Source organism: Rhodococcus sp. DN22 (genome assembly GCF_036669995.1).
GTDB lineage: Bacteria > Actinomycetota > Actinomycetes > Mycobacteriales > Mycobacteriaceae > Rhodococcus_F > Rhodococcus_F erythropolis.
Genome location: NZ_CP133326.1, coordinates 1747211 through 1764889, shown reverse-complemented (window position 1 = coordinate 1764889; position 17679 = coordinate 1747211). Strand labels below are relative to the sequence as shown.

General features: G+C 63.6%; 17 protein-coding genes. 5 read left to right on the top strand and 12 right to left on the bottom strand.

Annotation, left to right across the window (positions count from 1 at the left end):
• Positions 1-34: 34 nt before the first annotated feature.
• The 5 genes from RA302_RS08190 to RA302_RS08170 all read right to left on the bottom strand — a co-directional run bounded on the left by RA302_RS08190 (position 35) and on the right by RA302_RS08170 (position 3104).
• Positions 35-136 carry an AURKAIP1/COX24 domain-containing protein gene (locus RA302_RS08190; protein WP_003402602.1) on the bottom strand — a complete coding sequence of 34 codons (102 nt, stop codon included), beginning with the start codon at positions 134-136 and terminating at the stop codon, positions 35-37.
• Positions 137-380: 244 nt separating this feature from the next.
• Positions 381-593: a helix-turn-helix domain-containing protein gene (locus RA302_RS08185; RefSeq protein WP_263284141.1), complete on the bottom strand. Its 213-nt coding sequence runs from the start codon at positions 591-593 to the stop codon at positions 381-383.
• Between the two features lie 150 nt (positions 594-743).
• A complete protein-coding gene (proC, locus tag RA302_RS08180; RefSeq protein WP_019744381.1) occupies positions 744-1559 on the bottom strand; it encodes a pyrroline-5-carboxylate reductase in 816 nt (271 codons plus the stop codon).
• Between the two features lie 34 nt (positions 1560-1593).
• A complete protein-coding gene (locus RA302_RS08175) occupies positions 1594-2439 on the bottom strand; it encodes a thioesterase family protein (protein WP_020906772.1) in 846 nt (281 codons plus the stop codon).
• Positions 2436-3104 carry a MerR family transcriptional regulator gene (locus tag RA302_RS08170; protein WP_029536759.1) on the bottom strand — a complete coding sequence of 223 codons (669 nt, stop codon included), beginning with the start codon at positions 3102-3104 and terminating at the stop codon, positions 2436-2438. The genes RA302_RS08175 and RA302_RS08170 overlap by 4 nt, the downstream gene beginning before the upstream one ends.
• Before the next feature lie 150 nt (positions 3105-3254).
• Here RA302_RS08170 and RA302_RS08165 point away from each other — a divergent pair, with 150 nt between their 5' ends.
• The 4 genes from RA302_RS08165 (at position 3255) to RA302_RS08150 (ending at position 9274) form a co-directional block, all read left to right on the top strand.
• Positions 3255-3878, top strand: coding sequence for a TetR/AcrR family transcriptional regulator (locus RA302_RS08165; RefSeq protein WP_019744384.1), 624 nt, complete (start codon positions 3255-3257; stop codon positions 3876-3878).
• A 159-nt stretch (positions 3879-4037) separates the two neighbouring features.
• Positions 4038-5504, top strand: coding sequence for a wax ester/triacylglycerol synthase domain-containing protein (locus RA302_RS08160; protein ID WP_029254838.1), 1467 nt, complete (start codon positions 4038-4040; stop codon positions 5502-5504).
• 3 nt (positions 5505-5507) lie between these two features.
• Positions 5508-7844 carry a glycerol-3-phosphate 1-O-acyltransferase gene (locus tag RA302_RS08155; RefSeq protein ID WP_019744386.1) on the top strand — a complete coding sequence of 779 codons (2337 nt, stop codon included), beginning with the start codon at positions 5508-5510 and terminating at the stop codon, positions 7842-7844.
• Positions 7841-9274, top strand: a complete 1434-nt coding sequence (locus tag RA302_RS08150) for an HAD-IB family hydrolase (protein ID WP_003941905.1) — start codon at positions 7841-7843, stop codon at positions 9272-9274. Before RA302_RS08155 ends, RA302_RS08150 begins: the two co-directional genes overlap by 4 nt.
• Here RA302_RS08150 and RA302_RS08145 read toward each other — a convergent pair.
• From RA302_RS08145 to RA302_RS08135, 3 genes are read right to left on the bottom strand one after another with little or no spacing between them, the layout of a single operon-like run.
• The gene (locus tag RA302_RS08145) at positions 9254-10138 is read right to left on the bottom strand and encodes a sugar phosphate isomerase/epimerase (RefSeq protein WP_019744388.1); all 885 of its coding nucleotides are present in this window, start codon (positions 10136-10138) and stop codon (positions 9254-9256) included. The two genes, RA302_RS08150 and RA302_RS08145, sit on opposite strands and share 21 nt — an antisense overlap.
• Before the next feature lie 7 nt (positions 10139-10145).
• Positions 10146-11261 carry a hypothetical protein gene (locus RA302_RS08140; RefSeq protein ID WP_338480121.1) on the bottom strand — a complete coding sequence of 372 codons (1116 nt, stop codon included), beginning with the start codon at positions 11259-11261 and terminating at the stop codon, positions 10146-10148.
• Positions 11261-12211: a Ppx/GppA phosphatase family protein gene (locus RA302_RS08135; protein ID WP_338480119.1), complete on the bottom strand. Its 951-nt coding sequence runs from the start codon at positions 12209-12211 to the stop codon at positions 11261-11263. The genes RA302_RS08140 and RA302_RS08135 overlap by 1 nt, the downstream gene beginning before the upstream one ends.
• 66 nt (positions 12212-12277) lie before the next feature.
• On the opposite strand from RA302_RS08135, the gene RA302_RS08130 reads away from it, so the two are divergent.
• Positions 12278-13063, top strand: coding sequence for a hypothetical protein (locus RA302_RS08130; protein ID WP_003941928.1), 786 nt, complete (start codon positions 12278-12280; stop codon positions 13061-13063).
• A 71-nt stretch (positions 13064-13134) separates the two neighbouring features.
• On the opposite strand, the gene RA302_RS08125 is transcribed toward RA302_RS08130, so the two are convergent.
• From RA302_RS08125 to RA302_RS08110, 4 genes are all read right to left on the bottom strand, one after another.
• Complete coding sequence (locus RA302_RS08125; RefSeq protein ID WP_003942020.1) at positions 13135-13824, bottom strand: response regulator transcription factor; 690 nt, start codon at positions 13822-13824, stop codon at positions 13135-13137.
• Complete coding sequence (locus tag RA302_RS08120) at positions 13821-15056, bottom strand: ATP-binding protein (RefSeq protein WP_019744391.1); 1236 nt, start codon at positions 15054-15056, stop codon at positions 13821-13823. Before RA302_RS08120 ends, RA302_RS08125 begins: the two co-directional genes overlap by 4 nt.
• A gap of 162 nt (positions 15057-15218) precedes the next feature.
• Positions 15219-15974 carry a phosphoglyceromutase gene (locus RA302_RS08115; RefSeq protein ID WP_003941992.1) on the bottom strand — a complete coding sequence of 252 codons (756 nt, stop codon included), beginning with the start codon at positions 15972-15974 and terminating at the stop codon, positions 15219-15221.
• Positions 15975-16020: 46 nt separating this feature from the next.
• Positions 16021-17622 (bottom strand): AMP-binding protein, encoded by a 1602-nt coding sequence (locus tag RA302_RS08110; RefSeq protein WP_029254834.1) that lies wholly within the window; start codon positions 17620-17622, stop codon positions 16021-16023.
• Positions 17623-17679: the final 57 nt, after the last annotated feature.

The following is a 17679-nucleotide window of genomic DNA, read 5'->3' as shown; positions in this document are numbered from 1 at the left end:
CCCGGAAGGGGCGGCGGGCATCAACAGGTACTGCTTATTTACCGAGTTTCCTGCGCTGTACTCGGGTACGACGAAGCAGCTTGCGGTGCTTCTTCTTCGACATGCGCTTGCGACGCTTCTTGATCACTGAACCCATAGCGGGTGTCCCTCACGTTCTTCTCTAGCGTTCCTGCGCACGCCGGTCACGTACGCCTGCGCCAAGCAATTGGCGCCTGGCCCTCGTTTTAACTAGCTCAGCGCCTTACGACACCAGCTTGCTGGTACGACAGTGACTCATCGTACCGGTGTGGTCTCACTCGGCATAAACCGAGCCTCCGGCACAGCAACCGCTGTGCCCGCGACTCGGCTCACGCCGAGGTCATCCTCTTCGAACCGGCTGGTCAGCCGGCATCGAAGTACGAGGTTTCGAGGTAATCGTGTACCGCCTTCGCGTGTACACGGAACGAACGGCCCACTCGTACAGCGGGCAATTCGCCACTGTGTACCAACCGGTACACAGTCATTTTCGACACCCTCATCAAAGTTGCTACCTCAGCAACAGTGAGGAATTGCGTGCCGGCCACTGCCGGCTTTCCGTCGTGGGACGAACCCATGGACGGCTTGTTTGCAGACACCATTAATCCACATACCTCCAGCACGACTCGCGCCGCCGGCTTCCCCTCCGGCGGAACAGACACGTACGTACTAAGTCGAGCTTAGCTGTACTGGTGGGGTTAAAGCGACGGGTGTGGCTAAACGGACGACTATTCCGCAGCTGAACCCATCGCGGCCGAGCGCGACTTGGCGGCATCCAAGGCATCGAAGAACGCCGTCCGCAGGCCGCCCGCTTCGAGCTGACGCAGTGCCGCAGCCGTCGTTCCACCCGGTGACGTCACCGCGGCGCGAAGATCCGTCGCGCTGTCGCCGGTGCGATCGAGCATCGCTGCGGAGCCGACCATTGTCTGCACCACCAATTCGGTAGCGACCGGGCGCGTCAGGCCGAGACCGACTCCCGCATCGATCATCGCTTCGGCAACCAAGAAGAAGTAGGCCGGGCCGGAACCGGAGACAGCTGTGACCGCGTCGATCTGTGATTCGGGAACCGTGACCACCTTGCCGACGCTGCCGAGGATGCCGCGTACGAGCTCGAGATGCTCGGCCTTGACGTGCCGTCCGGGCGAGAGAACGCTCACGCCCTCCCCAACCAGCATGGGGGTGTTCGGCATGACGCGGATGACCGGGAACCCTGCGGGCAGACGCGTTTCGAAGAACCCGGTCGGGATACCCGCCGCAAGGGAAACGATCAATTGCTCGAGGTCGCCGTCCAGATCGACCTTCGTCAACGCGGTGAGCGCCGATTCGACGTCGCCGGGCTTGACCGCGATGACGATGACGTCTGCGCCCTCGGCGGCGTCGGCGATCGTGCTGACGCGGATGGAGTATTCGGCGATCAATTCGTCTGCGCGAGGTTGATACTGCTCGGCGACAACCAGATCCTTGATGGCGTGGCCGGCCTGCAACAGCCCGGAGATCAGCGCCTCGCCGATCTTGCCGCCACCGATAATCGCAATTCTTGTCATGGCGAACAGCCTGCCACGACCGCAGCGATCGACCCTAGCGGGGCATCATCGCCAATTGACGGCTCTGTACGACGACTGCGCCCGTCGAATCGAGAACAGCATGATCCTCTTCGAACCACGTGCTGCCCAGAACATCCGAGCTTGCCCGCACGCGAAGCCATCCCGGCGTCGGCAGTCGGCGCAGGTACGTCGTCAACTGCACGGTCGGCGCCCACCCGAACAGGCCGCGGTTCATCGTCACGGGCGCGCTGATGTCGCCCGCCATGATCGCGAACAGCACAGCGGTGTCGATGTCGTTCTCGTCCTCGGGTCGAGGACGAACCCACATCCTGACCTCGGCCTCGCCTTGGCTGCCGGTCAGGAAGTGCGCCGAGGTGGTGTCGATTCGCATGTCGCAGCCCTGCCCGACGTGCACGACCTGCGCCATCGGGTGATCGCCGATGACGGCCACCGCACTCTCCGGCGGTTCCGGTGACATGTCGTCGATCGACGAGGCAGTGACGAAGGTGGGGTCGCCGTCATCGGGGAATCCGAGCGTGACCGCCGCGCGAACAGCGCTGCGTCCCGCCTGGCTCAACTCGACGTCGAACAACGCGACCTGGCGTCCCTGCTTTCGGACGATCACCTCCAATTCGACTTCACCGGGGTCGGGGGCGGACAGATAGTTGGCGCTCACCGCGAGTGGCTGCATCTTCAGAAGCGAGTCGTTCTCACCTGCGCCGTCTCGCAGACATTGACGCGCGGCAGCGGCGCACACAGCCATCATGGAGCCGCCGTGCACTTTCGGCCCGATGGTCCAGATCGGATCGATCGTTGCGGTGTATCGCCCGTCGCCGAGCGAGGTGAGGCGATTGAGATCTTGAAAGGGACTGGTGCTCATCGATTTTCCTGTTCGGTGCTTTCTCGGTGTTGCGGGAAATGTCGTGCGGCCAAGTCTTGGTGCGCCAGGCGTCGCAAAGCTGTCAGGACAGGTTCGTACATGGCGGTTCCGAGGACTGCATAGCGAATGCCGTCCTCGGTCGAAGCGGCATGGCGAACGCCCTCCTTCGTCGTGCTGGTGGGCATCAGCTCGATTTCCACTTCGGCAATTCCTCGGATGTGGTCGCCGTAGGCGCGCAATCGCTCGTCCGAGAGGCTCAGTCCGGCATCCTCGAGACCGATCAGTGCACGCTCGAGGTGAGCAACCGCCACGTACCTCGGCTCGTAGACCTGACCGAGAAACTCCAGAACCTTGCGAGCTCTGGGGAACTGTTGATCCGGCACCGGATCGACGTAGGGCGGTAGTTGCGCGATCGCGCGACCGAAAGTCTCGAATTCGGATCGCTCGTCACTGTCCACCAATTCGAGCACCGCACGAATCCGTGGAATCGCGAGTCCCGCCCCGGCCAGCGCCCTGATCAACGCGAGTCGCCGGACGTGCTGTTCGCCGTACCTCGCTCCCGTCGCGCTGGTCGGCTCACCAGGCATCAGCAGACCTTCACGGAGGTAGTACTTGATCGTGGCCAACGCAACGCCGGACTGTGCGGCCAATTCGGAAACCTTCACCGCTCCTCCGTCCAACTCGCTCGGGCCACCACTGGATAGTGATGCTATCCAATGGTGGCCGAGCATCAGTAGGCAGGACATGCCTTGCGCTAGGGTTGAACCTTCTCTGCGCACACCACCAGAAATTTCCGAACGGAGCGAACAGGCGGAATGACGGATTTGCAGTCGGGGGCTCAACCCGACGAACAGTGGCGCATCGTCGAACCACTGACGCTGACTCCCCTGCTCACCGCCGCACTCGAGGTGTTCCACGAACTCGGTTACCACGGAGCGTCGGTTCGTGACATCGCAAAACGTGCCGGTGTCACCGTGCCGACGCTGTACTACCACCACGGCAACAAACAAGGCATCCTCGTCGCGCTGATGGAACCGGGCATCGAGAACGTCACCGCACGCGCGAGCGCTGCGGTCGACGCTGCCGGACCGTCGCCGACGGCACAGTTCGGCAATCTCGTCGAGGCGTGTGTTCTGCACATGACCAGTCGCTCCGACATCGCGTTCCTCGATTCCGAACTGCGGTACCTCGAGGACGCCGAACGAAAGAGCTACGCCGCCAAACGAAAGAAGCTCGAGAATCTACTCGTCGACGTTTTGACGGCAGGCGTCGACAGCGGTGAGTTCACGGTCCCGGACATCACCGGAACGGGCCGCGCACTGCTGGGCATGTGTCAGTCCGTCGTCCTCTGGTATCGACTCGACGGACCGCAGACTCCGCGCGAAGTCAGCGTTCTCTACCGCGAGATAGCTCTGAAAGCCGTCGGCGTCACTTCGTGAACGCTGGTCGAATTTCGAGGCATGTCCGATTAGCCCTTAACTGACGAACGTCACACCTGTCGGCTGACACCGAAACCGGGACGCGCCCACTGTCACGGGTCCACACTTAGAAGCAGAGATGCGCGGGGTGGATCCGCAGACCGAGGGAGTTCTTGACGTATGGCCAACAGCAATCCATTTGTTCCTCCGAGCGCGGTCGACGTCGACCTTTCCGCGGTTGCCTGGGGGGCGAACCGCACGATGTCCGACTTCGAGACGGGAATGTGGCGGATGGAAGAGGCGCAGCCGCAACTGCGCTCACCGATCGTTGCGGTAGAGGTTCTCGATCGAGCTCCGGATTGGGATCGACTTCTCGACGCAGTCGAGTGGGCATCGCACGTGGTTCCGCGTATTCGTATGCGCGCGGTGGAACCGGCAATGCAACTGGGCAATCCGGTGTGGTCGGTTGATCCCGAGTTCGACATCGGCTACCACCTACGACGCGTCCGCTTGCCCGCACCGGCGGACTTCGATCACGCGCTGCGCATGTGCCGTCACCTTGCGACCGAACCTTTCGACAAGGCTCGGCCGCCGTGGAGCGCGCTGCTCATCGAAGGTCTCGACGACGGTCGTGCCGTGTTCGTGGTCAAGACTCACCACTCCATCACCGACGGCATGGGCGGCATCCAGATGATGACGCTGCTGCACAGCAGGCGCCCGGATCCCACTCCGAACAAGCCCGACCGCACACCGCCGGCTCCGGAGCACCTGTCGTCGGTAGGTGCATTCGGCGAGGAGGTCGTCAGCGAGATCCGGCGTGCGCCATCCCGTATCGCCAAGCTGGTTCGCGGCGCCACCAATGTTGCGACCACGGCGATCTCGAGTCCGTTCAGCACGGCTTCCGAGGTCCTCGGGTACGCCAATTCACTCCGCAAGATCGTCACTCCCCCAGCTCGTTCCGGTTCCCCTCTGCTCCACGATCGTGGTCTCGGACGGTGGTTCGGCACTCTCGAAGTGGGTGTTCCCGAGCTCAAGGCCGGCGCAAAAGCTGCCGGCGGCTCACTCAACGACGCTTACGTCGCCGCTTTGCTCGGCGGCTTCCATCGCTACCACGAAGCCTTCGGACAATCCGTCGAGAGCATCCCGATGGGTATGCCGATCAGCATGCGCACGGGCGCGGATGCCAACGGCGGCAACCGGTTTGCAGCCGTTCGCTTCAACGGCCCGGTCGCCGAAACGGATCCGGCCAAACGCATCAGGCAGGTGCGAGAGATCGTTCTGAGTCTGCGTGAAGAACCCGCGTTGGACGCTATCGACGTCGCCGCCCCGATCCTCGCTCGCCTGCCGAACTATCTACTCGCGAACTGGTATCTGTCCCAGTCGACAGGACTGGACCTGCAGGCTAGCAACGTCGCCGGCGTACCGGTACCGGTCTATCTCGCCGGAGCGAAGATCGAGCGGATGTTCCCATTCGGCCCGGCGCCCGGTTGCGCGGCGATGGCGACACTGGTCTCCCACGTCGGGGTGTGCTGCATCGGAATCAATCTCGACACCGCCGCGATCACGAAGCCCGCGCTGCTGATGCAGTGCTTGCAGGAGAGCCTGGACGAGATCGTGGCTCTCGGAGTCCCAACGGAAGGTGCGTGAGTCATGAGCGAGAACACGACCAACCCGCGCGTGTACCTCACCGAAACCATGACGGAGGCCGAAGCCGGCGTGCTGCGAAAGTGGCTTGCCGACAAGGCAACCTCATCCGAAACCCGGCCGGTCACCGTGAACATCACCGACAAGACCCTTGCAGAACTGGCGGCTCGGACCGACGACCCGATGCTCGCACCGCTTCGAGTGGTGTGGATTCCGGACACTCATACCAAACACAACGTCGCGGTGCGACTGCGTGATGCGCTGGCACCGCGCGATCCCCTCCACCCCGGACGCGGTGCGCAACGCAGAACCCTGCGCACCGACCCTTCACGGTGCCAGGTCATCGAAGGTGAACCAGCACCACTGAGCGATCTCGAGCGTCGCCTCGAAAAGAGCGGTGGCGGTTCACTACCCGAGTTCATCCGACGGCAGGCCGCCCTCGCACTCGAGCGCGCCGAATTGGGCCTTCTGGGTGGCCAGTACAAGGTGTCGCGGTTCGTCGTCGACGAGATCACCGACACCCGCCGGTTCACCACCGAGGTGATGGCTTTGGCCGACCGGTTGAACATCGCCGTCGCCGAAGTCGACCGCCGCGCCCGTGAAGCTCTCGAAGAAATGGTTGCCACCCAGAGTCGCCAAGCAATCGCGGTGTGGGATCGCCTGGGCCGCTACTTCGCTCGCGCCTACAAGCTGGACGTGGACACGAGCCGCTTCGAGGAACTCCGTGAGCTGAACAAGGAACACTCACTGGTCTTCCTCCCCAGTCACCGTTCGTACCTCGATCCCCTCGTCCTGCGTCCGGCGTTGATCGCGAACGGCTTGCCGCTCAATCACGTCATGGGCGGCCTCAACATCAGCTTCTGGCCCATGGGCTCGATCCTCAAGCGCAGCGGCACCGTTTTCATTCGTCGAAGCATCGGCAACGACGAGGTCTACAAATGGTCGATGCACGAGTACATGCGCTACCTGCTCACCAAACGCTTCAATCTGGAGTGGTACATCGAAGGTGGACGCGGGCGTACCGGCAAACTACGCCCACCGCGCTTCGGTCTCCTGACCTACCTGACCAAGGCCTTTCAGGTCAGCGGCGCATCCGACGTGTACCTCGTCCCCGTCGCGCTGAGCTACGACCAGCTCTACGAGGTCGGGGCAATGGCTGCCGAGGCACTCGGCGCCGAGAAGACACCGGAAGGCCTGCGCTGGATGGTGGGTTACGTACGCGCACAGGGAAAACGCAACGGCGTCGCGCACGTGACCATCGGACGGCCGCTCTCACTCGCGGACGCACTCAGCCAGGAAACCGATCAGCGCCTCGCCATTCAAAAGGCCGGCATCGAGGTGTGTCACCGCATCAACGAGGTCACACCGGTGACCGTGTCTTCACTGGCGATGTTGGCGTTCCTCGGAATCGAAGACCGGGCGTTGACAGTTCGTGAACTCACCGCGATTCTCACGCCGCTGTTCGGATACATCACCGCGCGTAATCTTCCGATCGCCGGCGACGTCGAACTGTCCGATCCGCGTGTCATCGAGAAGGCCCTGCAGACACACGTCGATTCCGGCGTGCTCGAGCGCTTCGATCGCGGCGGCGAGCAGGTCTTCTACCTCGGCAAGGACCAGCATCTTGTTGCTGCCTTCTACCGCAACAACACAATTCACTTTCTCGTCGTGCGTGCCATCACCGAACTCGTGCTCCAGGCAGCCGTCGAAGAGCGGTTCGAGGATCCCGTCGGAGACGGTTGGGCCGAGGCCAAGCGCATCCGCGACCTGATGAAGTTCGAGTTCTTCTTCAGCGACCGGGACACGTTCGAGCAGGAGATGCGAACCGAGCTGACCCTGATCGATCCCGAGTGGGAAACCGTCATGGCCGCCGACAAACGAACCGAGCACATGATCGAGACGGTGCGGCCGTACCTCGCGCACCGAGTGCTGCAACCGTTCCTCGAGGCCTACCAGGTTGTCGCCGATCAGCTTGTGCTCGCGCCGATTTCGACGTCGTTCGACGAAAAGTCCTTCATCAGCAACTGCATCGACGTCGCACATCAGCGTCGCCTGCGGCAGCAGATCGCCAGCAACGAATCGGTCTCCGGTGAGTTGTTCGCCACTGCACTGAATTTGGCGCGCAACCGCAACTTGATCGAAGTCGACGACGACGGAGTCCGGGCCAGGCGCCTGGCGTTTGCCGCGGAGATCAAGGTCCAGGTCGAACGTCTGCGCCATATCCGAGCACTCGCGCATGCACGGCTCGATCAGGTGGCAATGCCCGTGCCCGACGCCGCAGCAGTAGTGACCATTCCAGAAGCAAACCGAGCGCCCGCCGAGAACGAGGAAGTAGGACTGTGACCGGACTCGAGCGTCTGCACTCCGCCATCGAAGCCGCGCCTCCCGGGCCCGGAACGATCGCCGCCTTCGACCTCGACGGCACGTTGATCAGCGGGTACTCGGCCAGCGTTGTGTACCGAGACCGCCTGCGACGCTTGGATATCAGCGTCGGCGAATTGTTGCGCACCACCGGCGCCGCGATCGACACCCAGTTCCGTGGCGCTGATGTCGGAGCGCTGATGGACATCGGCGTTCGCGCCCTGGGAGGCCGTACCGTCGAGGAACTCAACGACTGGGGGCGGCGGCTGTTCAAGCAGGAGATCGCCGCGATGATCTACCCGGAAGCCCGTGGGCTACTGGCGGCGCACCGGCGAGCAGGCCACACGATCGTGATGGCCACGTCGGCGACTCCGTTCCAGGCCAAGTACGTCGCCGAAGATCTCGACATCGAAGACGTGCTGTGCACCGAGCCCGAAGTCGTCGACGGCATGCTCACCGGCGAACTGTCCTCGCCCGCTCTGTGGGGGCCGGCCAAGGCCAATGCCCTTGCGGGCTATGCCGAGAAGATGGGCGCCGACTTGAAGAACGCGTTTGCGTACTCCAACGGTGTCGAAGACGTCTTCATGCTCGAGGCCGTCGGGCGACCTGTCGCGTTGAATCCCGATCGTGGTCTGGCCAAGATCGCGTTGCGCAATCACTGGCCTTCGGTCAGCCTGCGTAAACCGCAACGCGGCGCAACGCCGATCTCGACGATCCGAACGGCAACCGCCATGGGCGCGCTTGCTGCCACCGCCGCCCTCGGCGCGTCGGCGGGCATCGTCACCGGCAACCGTCAACTGGGTGCGAACCTGGTCGGCACCTACGGCCCCGACATCTCGCTCTCACTGCTCGGCATCGACGTCGAGATCGACGGCGAGCACAACGTGTGGGACCACCGCCCGGCGGTGTTCATGTTCAACCATCAGAGTTCCCTGGACATGTTGGTCCTGGGAACTGTGATCAAGCGTGACGTGACCGGCGTCGCAAAGAAGGAAGCGGCAAGCGATCCGCGGTTCATGCCCGTCGGTGCACTGCTCGACGTCGCCTACATCGACCGCACCGACACCACAAAAGCGAAGGCTGCGCTACAACCGGCAGTCGACAAGCTGAAGAATGGTGTCTCGATAGTCATAGCTCCGGAGGGCACCCGTTCTCCGACGCCACGCCTGGGCCCTTTCAAGAAGGGCGGATTCCACTTGGCGATCCAAGCCGGTGTGCCGATCGTGCCCGTGGTGATTCACAACGCGGGTGAACGGATGTGGCGCAATTCGCTTGTCGCCCATCCAGGCCCGGTCTATGTCTCGGTGCTCGATCCCATCTCGACCGAAGGCTGGGAGACCAAAGACCTCGACGCACACGTCGAGAAGGTTCGCGCGCAGTTCGAAGCTGCGCTACTTGCCGGCCACCGCTGAGCGTGCCAGGTGCTCGCGTGCAAACGCGAGCGCCTGCGCCAGCATCGACGACCGCTCCCGCCGGGTGCGCGCGTTCTGCGTGTTGATCTCGATGACAGCCTGGCCGCTGAATTCGCTCGCAGCCAATTGCTGACACAACTCCGCGCACGGCTGTGAGCCATGCCCCGGAATCAGGTGCTCGTCCATCGACGCCCCGCGACCGTCGGCCAGGTGCAGGTGCTCGAGCCCCTTGCCCATACGGGAGGCCAACTCCAAGGCATCCATGCCCGCCGTCGCGGTGTGCGACAGGTCGAGTGTGTAGTGAGCGTGATCGGAATCGGTCGGGTCGTACGACGGACTGAACGCGGACAACGCTGCCCCCGGACCGCCACGTTTACGCAGACGCTCCGCAGACTTGTCCTTGCCGCCGAAGAAGCTGTCGGCGCGCATGGGGAACATGTTCTCCACCGCCACCACGACGCTGCTCTTCGATTCGAGATCGACAACCTGTTCCGCGAAGCCTTCGGCGTACTTGCGCTGCCACCGGAACGGCGGGTGGACGACCACCGTCGTCGCTCCCAAGGTTTCGGCAGTGCGTACCGAACGCTCGAGCTTCTCGACCGGATCGGAACCCCACACGCGCTGCGAAATCAGCAGACACGGCGCATGCACGGCCTGCACCGGAATCGCATACTTGCGAACGAGGGCAGCCACAGCACCGATGTCCTGACTCACGGATTCGGCCCACACCATCAGTTCGACACCGTCGTATCCGAGATCAGCGGCGTAGCGAAATGCTGCTTCCGTGTTCTCCGGATATACCGAGGCCGTCGACAAGCCGACGGCTATCGGCCGACGAACCATGCGCTGCGATCCCCCGATCATCGTCCGATCAACCCGAGGTCAACAAGAACGCCAGTGGACCGAGCGTCACGATCATGCCGACGACCACCGCGATCACGAAACTCGTGATGTCGTCCGTCTTGCGCAGAACCCGCACGACGGCCACCAAGCCGACGATCACGATCAACGCGAGCACCAACGCCACCCACGGCAGCATGTCCCACAGCTTCTCGAAGCCCTTGAACATCGCGCCGCCGACGATCAGTGCAACAACCACCTGACCGGCAAGCACTGCCCATTCACGGATCGAGTTACGCTCGCCTGCCTCTTCCGCTGCCGGTTCGGCTTCGACATCGGACTCCGCGGCGGCACTGGACTTTTTTGCACTGTCATCGACAGCCGGCGCCTTGACCAGATCGACAACGGCGGTCGATTCGGCCTCGCCGGCATCCGCGTCTGCGATCTTGTCGATCAGTTCGGTGCTCTCTTCCGGCGCAGCCGGAGCAGGAGCAGTCGGGGCAGGTGCCTTCACGACAGGAGTGGGGACACGCGGCGGCAGGATCGGCGGACGCAACGACGGCGACTGCGTTGCAGCGCGCTCCTGACGCATCAGGTCGCCCGCCAGGGTCTGACCCGACAGCAGTGCTGGTTCCTGCGTTACCTGCGTCGGTGACGAGGAGTTGAGCGGTGCCCGGCTCACCCACTGTCCGGGCGAGGACTTCGAGGTCTGTCCCGGCGATGGCGTGGAAGTCGGCTTCGGAGTGGTGACCGGCGGTGTGGCAACCGGCTTCGACTCGACCTTGGGTGCCTGCGGCTCGTCATCGTCGTCGTCGTCGAACGAGACGGCGAAGGCTGCGGTGCGGTCGGCGGGAACCTTCGGTGCCGGTTCGGCTGACTTGGCGGTTTCCGCGACAGCCTCGGCCGGCGCAGAAGGTGCAGCGTTTTCTGGCGCAGCTGCTTCAGGCTGGGCTGCTGGTTCGGCCGACTCTGGCTCGGCGGCCGCGCGCGATCCCGACTGGCGAACGATCGGGATCTCACCCGTCAGTTCGGCGACGGAGATGCCACCGGCTACGCCGCGCCGGCGTCGTCCACCTCGGGATTCGACGCTCTGACCGTTCCGCTTGAGCAGTTCCGCTACGGAAATCTGCTGACTGTCCTCGGTCATCAAGCACTCACCACCAATTCACCGCCCATTTCTGTGTCGAGCTTTCGCAGAATCAGACCCTCACGCAGTGCCCAGGGACAAATTTCCAGTTCGTCCACTCCGAGCGCCCGCATGGTTGCCTCTGCGATGAGCGCGCCGGCCACAATCTGCTGTGACCGATCCGAGCTCACTCCTTCCAATTCTGCACGGTCCGCTGCCGTCATCCTGGATATGAAGGCTATGAGTTGCCTGAGTCCGCTGGAAGTCAGGGTCCGTTTTGCCCGGGGGCCTGCGGCAGAAGGGGCCGCGCCGGTGAGCCGAGCCAACGATCGGAAGGTCTTCGAGGTCCCGACCGTGCGGTCCCAGTCGCCGGCGGCGCGCAGTTTCTTGGCTGGTCCGACCAACTCCGCGTCCAGCCAGTCGCGCAATACAGCGACCCGGCGCTTGCCCGGCGGATCGGCCTGTAGCCAGTCGCGCGTCAACCGTCCCGCACCGAGTTGCAGTGAGAAGGCGACGTCCGGATCCTCGTCACCGCCTGCGGTGAGTTCGAGCGAGCCGCCGCCGATGTCCAGGTTCAGGATGCGTCCGGCGCTCCAGCCGTACCAGCGGCGCACGGCCAGAAAGGTCAGGCGGGCTTCGTCGACCCCGGAGAGAACCTCGAGATTGACTCCGGTCTCGGCGCGGACGCGGGCGAGCACAGCTTCGGAATTGTTGGCGTCACGGACGGCGGAAGTGGCAAAAGCCATCATTTCCTCGCACCCGGACGTCTTGGCGATACCGGCGAATTCGGAGACCGTCGACACCAAGCGATCGGCCCCTGACGTGGTGATATCGCCGCGGTCGTCGGTGTTTTCTGCCAGCCTCAACGTGGACTTGGTCGAGCTCATGGGTGTTGGGTGGCCGCCCCGATGGGCGTCCACAACCAATAGATGGACGGTATTGCTTCCGACGTCGAGTACCCCTAGTCGCACATCGCCACGTTACTGGGTCTACCGTCGGCCCTTGTGACAGCAGGTAACCCAGACCGGTCCCACAAGATGACTCCGAGCCCCGAGGTCGATCTCGATTTCCCGCGCGAATGGGTCGAATTTGTCGATCCGGACAACTCCGAGCACCTCATTTCCGCTGATATGACGTGGTTGCTCTCGCATTGGACCTGCGTGTTCGGCACGCCGGCGTGTCAGGGCATCATCGGCGACCGCCCGGACGACGGCTGCTGCTCGCACGGCGCTTTCCTCTCCGATCAGGAGGATCAGGACAAGCTCGATGCGTCAGTGAAAATGCTCACAGCCGAAGACTGGCAGTTCATGGAAAAGGGTCTCGGCAAGAAGGGCTACGTCGAAGAAGACGACCTCGAGGACGAGCCCGCGCTGCGCACCCGCCGCTACAAAGGAGCGTGCATCTTCCTCAACCGGCCGGGTTTTGCCGGCGGTGAGGGCTGCGCACTGCATTCCATGGCGCTCAAGAAGGGCATCGAGCCGCTCGAGGTGAAGCCGGACGTGTGCTGGCAGCTACCCATCCGCCGCACCCAGGACTGGGTCGACCGGCCGGACGGCGTTCAGATCCTCAAGACCACGATCACCGAGTACGACCGCCGCGGCTGGGGTGAGGGCGGCGACGACCTCGCCTGGTACTGCTCCGGCTCCCCCGACGCTCATGTCGGGGAGCGGCAGGTCTGGCAGTCCTACGGGCCGGAACTGACAGAGCTTCTCGGAAAGCGTGCGTACGACGAGCTGGCTCGCCTCTGCAGGCGTCGCGCCGGCCTCGGCCTCATAGCAGTCCATCCGGCGACCACGATCGCTCAGAACAAAGCTCAGGGCTGACTCCACGTAGACAAAAAGAATTCAGCCGCTCACACGATCGTGTGGGCGGCTGAATTCGTCTCGAGGTTCGATCACGCTTCGAGCTTGTAGCCCAATCCGCGGACCGTGACCAGGTGTTCGGGCTTGGCCGGATCCGATTCGATCTTCGAACGCAACCGCTTCACGTGTACGTCAAGGGTTTTGGTGTCACCGACGTAGTCGGCGCCCCAGACGCGGTCGATCAACTGTCCACGGGTCAGCACCCGACCGGAGTTGCGGAGCAGGTACTCGAGGAGGTCGAACTCCTTGAGCGGCAACGTCACCGGGTTACCGGCGACCTGCACGACGTGACGCTCGACGTCCATCCGTACCGGTCCGGCCTCGAGCACCCCGTTGTCGGAGGCGAGATCCGCCTCGTTCTCCACCCCGCGACGCAGCACCGCACGGATGCGGGCAATCAGCTCGCGCGCCGAATACGGTTTGGTCACATAGTCGTCCGCGCCGAGTTCCAGGCCGACGACCTTGTCGATCTCACTGTCACGCGCCGTCACCATGATGACGGGAACGCCGGAGCGCGACCGCAGCGCCTTGCAGACGTCCGTGCCACTCATGCCGGGCAGCATGAGGTCGAGCAGGACGATGTCCGCTCCGGAGCGATCGAATTCCGCCAACGCCGACGGTCCGTCGTTGACGATGGTGGTCTCGAAGCCCTCCTTGCGGAGCAGGAACGCCAGCGGGTCCGCCAAGGACTCCTCGTCCTCCACGATCAGCACACTCGTCATCGTTTGGCCTCCATGCCGTTTTCTCTACTGCCTTGTTCTCGTCTGCCGATCCGCGTGGAACCGGCGGTTCCCGCGTCGTCAGAGTCGATGTCGTCGTCCGACTCCACGTGTGCCGGTATCTGCAACGTGAAGGTAGACCCTGTTCCCGGTTTGCTCCACAGTTCGATGGAGCCGTTGTGATTGGCCGCGACGTGTTTGACGATCGCCAGCCCCAGACCGGTTCCGCCGGTCTGCCGTGACCGCGCCTTGTCCACGCGGAAGAATCTCTCGAACACTCGCTCCTGGTCCGCTTTCGCGATACCTTCTCCTCGATCGGTGACTGCGATCGCGACATTGTCACCGCGTACCGACCGACTGACGGACACCGGAGAACCCTTGGGCGAGTATGCAATAGCGTTCTCGATGAGGTTGGACAATGCTGTGACGAGGAGAGTCTGATCCCCGAGCACTTCCAGCCCACTCGGATGGTCGGTGGTGACGGTGATCCCGGCGGCCTCGGCCGACAGATTCGACCTCGACAGCGCCTCGGACACCACGGTGTCGACGTCGACCACGTCGAGATCCGGCAGCTTCTCGGCGCCCTGGAGGCGCGAGAGTGCGATCAACTCGGTGACCATCTTGCCCAGACGAATCGACTCGCCCAGCACCCGTTCGCCGAAGTGCCGCACCGATTCCGGGTCGTCAGCAGATTCGAGCAGTGCCTCCGCGAGCAAACTCATCGCACCGACCGGCGTCTTCAGTTCGTGGCTGACGTTCGCGACGAAATCGCGTCGCGTCGCCTCCATGCGGACCTGCTCGGAATCGTCGTCGGCGAACAGGACCACGAAATTGCGATCGTCCTTGCTGAGCAACCGGGCCGTGCCACGTACCGCGATCTTGTCGCGGCCGCGCTGAGCGGTCTGCGCCGTCAGATCGACCTCGACGGCTTGGCCCGTCCGTAGAACTTCCTGAGCAGCACGCCAGGCTCGCTCGTCGACCAGACGATTCTTGACGAGGCCGAGTTCCTCGGCGCGAGGGTTGAAGAGCACGACGTCGTGGAAACCGTCGACGACGGCGATACCGCTTTCCGAAGCCAACACGATGAGGTCGAGAACCTGAGACATCGTCAGCCCGGTCTGTTCGTCCGAGCGCTGACTCTGGCGCGACGACAGCCTGGGCACCAGCACCCCGCCGACGAGGTAACCGACCAAGCCGGCGACCACGACCAGCAGCACTGCAATCACGACACTCACGGCGCAATCGTACGTTCGCGCGAAGTGTCGGTTACGGCGGGTTCGGACGTTCCCGCCCGCGTAATCCGCCAGGTGGACGGCGTTGGTTCGTCGTTCATCTGTTGTTGGCCGAGGCCCCCCGAAAACACTGTTCGGGGGGCCTCGACGCACATCATCGGGTTGCTACTTTCCGCCCTGATTCGCCACCGCGGCGGCGCCGGCAGCTGCGGCCTCCGGATCCAGGTAGGTGCCGCCGGGATTGAGCGGCTTCAGGTTCTCGTCGAGGTCGTAACGCAGCGGGATTCCGGTCGGGATGTTCAGGCCCGCGATGTCCTCGTCCGAGATGCCGTCGAGGTGCTTGACCAATGCACGCAGCGAGTTGCCGTGTGCGGTGACCAGCACGTTCCGGCCGGCGAGCAGCTCCTGGGAGATGGTGTCCTCCCAGTACGGGATCAGACGCTTGACGACGTCGAGCAGGCACTCGGTCAAGGGAACCTCGTCGAGGTTCGCGTACCGAGGATCGGTGTCCTGGCTGTACTCGCTGCCGGCTTCGATGGCGGGCGGCGGGGTGTCGTAGCTACGACGCCAGAGCATGAACTGCTCGTTTCCGTACTCTTCCTTGGTCTGCGCCTTGTTCTTGCCCTGCAGAGCGCCGTAGTGGCGCTCGTTGAGACGCCAGTCGCGCACTACCGGGATCCAGTGGCGATCGGCGGCGTCGAGTGCGAGGTTGGCCGTGCTGATCGCGCGGCGCAGCAGAGACGTGTAGAGAACGTCGGGCAACAGGTTGTGCTCGGCGAGCAGTTCGCCGGCGCGCTTGCCCTCGGCCATGCCCTTGTCTGTCAGGTGTACGTCCACCCAGCCGGTGAACAGATTGAGTGCATTCCATTCGCTCTCGCCGTGGCGGAGCAGGACCAGGGTTCCGATACTCATGGCGTTCATCCTGGCACGAGTACCGGAACCCTTCTTGATCAACCCTGTCCGGAAATCAGCTCGGGGCTACTTCCGCAGTTCGCAGATCCTTGCGGAGGATCTTTCCGGCCGCGGATTTCGGCACGGTACTGATGAACGAAACCTGGCGAACCTTCTTGTGCGGCGAGACGCGCTCGGCGACGAACGAGATCACGTCGGCTTCGGTCAACTCGGCGCCGTCCTGGAGCACGACGAATGCCTTCGGGACCTCTTCGCCCTCGGCGTCGAGCACGCCGATCACGGCGGCGTCGGCGATCTGCGGGTGGGTCAGCAGCAAGGCCTCGAGTTCCGCCGGGGGAACCTGGTAGCCCTTGTACTTGATCAGTTCCTTGAGGCGGTCGACGATCTTGACGACGCCGTCGCCGTCGACGGTCGCAATGTCACCGGTGTGCAGGTAACCGTCGTCGTCGAGGGTGTCCTTGGTGGCCTGGTCGTTGCCGAGGTAGCCGAGCATGATGTTCGGGCCCTTGCACCACAGTTCGCCGGGCTCGCTGACGCCGTCCGAGCCGAGAGCCGGGTACGCGACCTCTTCGCCCGTTCCGGGGTCGACGAGCTTGCATTCCATGTTGGCGATGGTCGGACCGCACGTGTCGAGGGCGATGTCGTCACGATCGAAGGGGATCGCGTGCGAGACCGGGCTCATCTCGGACATGCCGTAGCCCTGGCGGACGTGGCAGTTCAACCGGTCGGCGACGGCCTTGCCGAGCGCCGCGTCGAGCGGGGCCGCACCGGAGAAGATGGTGTGCACGCTCGAGAGGTCGTACTGATCGACGAGCGGGTGCTTTGCCAGCGCGACGGCAACGGGCGGTGCGACGAAGATGTACGTCGACTTCTGCTCGGCGACGATCCGCAGGAACTCGACGAGATCGAACTTCGGCATCGTGATGAGGCTCGCGCGGCGGTAGAGCGCAGCGTTGAGCAGGACAGTCATGCCGTAGATGTGGAAGAACGGCAGGACCGCGAGGATCTTGTCGTCGGTCTCGATGCCCATCCGCGGAATGATCTGGCAGACGTTGGCCACGAGGTTCCGATGGGTGAGCATGACCCCCTTGGGTCGGCCGGTGGTGCCAGACGAGTACGGCAGCACCGCGAGCTGGGTGGCCGGATCGAAGGAGACCTCGGGCGCCGCTGCGCCCTCGCCGAGCAGATCTCGCAGCGACAGATGGCCTTCGGCACCGTCGAGCACGAAGACGTTCTCAGCCGGGATACCGACCAGGTCAGCAGCTGCCTTTGCCTGAGGCAGGAGCGGCGAGACGGTGAAGAGGAACTTGGCCTTGGAATCGGTGAGCTGCTTGGCGATGTCCTCGGCGGTGTAGAGCGCGTTGATCGTGGTCGCGACGCCACCGGCACGAAGGATGCCGTGGAAGACGGAACCGAAGGCCGGGACGTTGGGCGAATGCAGCCCGACCACGTCGCCGACGGCGAGTCCGCGCGCTGCGAGAGCGCCTGCAACGCCGTTGATCTGTGCGATCAGCGAAGCGTATGTGGTGACTGCGCCCGAACTGCCCTCGACGAATGCCGTCTTGTCGAGGTCTGCGGGGTCGGTATTTCCGAACAGGAAGTCGTAGACGCTGAGGTTGGGGATTTCAACGTCGGGGAACGGACTCTTGAAGCTCACTGTGCTCCTCGAAAAGTTGCGCGGCGGGGTGGTGTGACCAACTTACTGTGACTCACG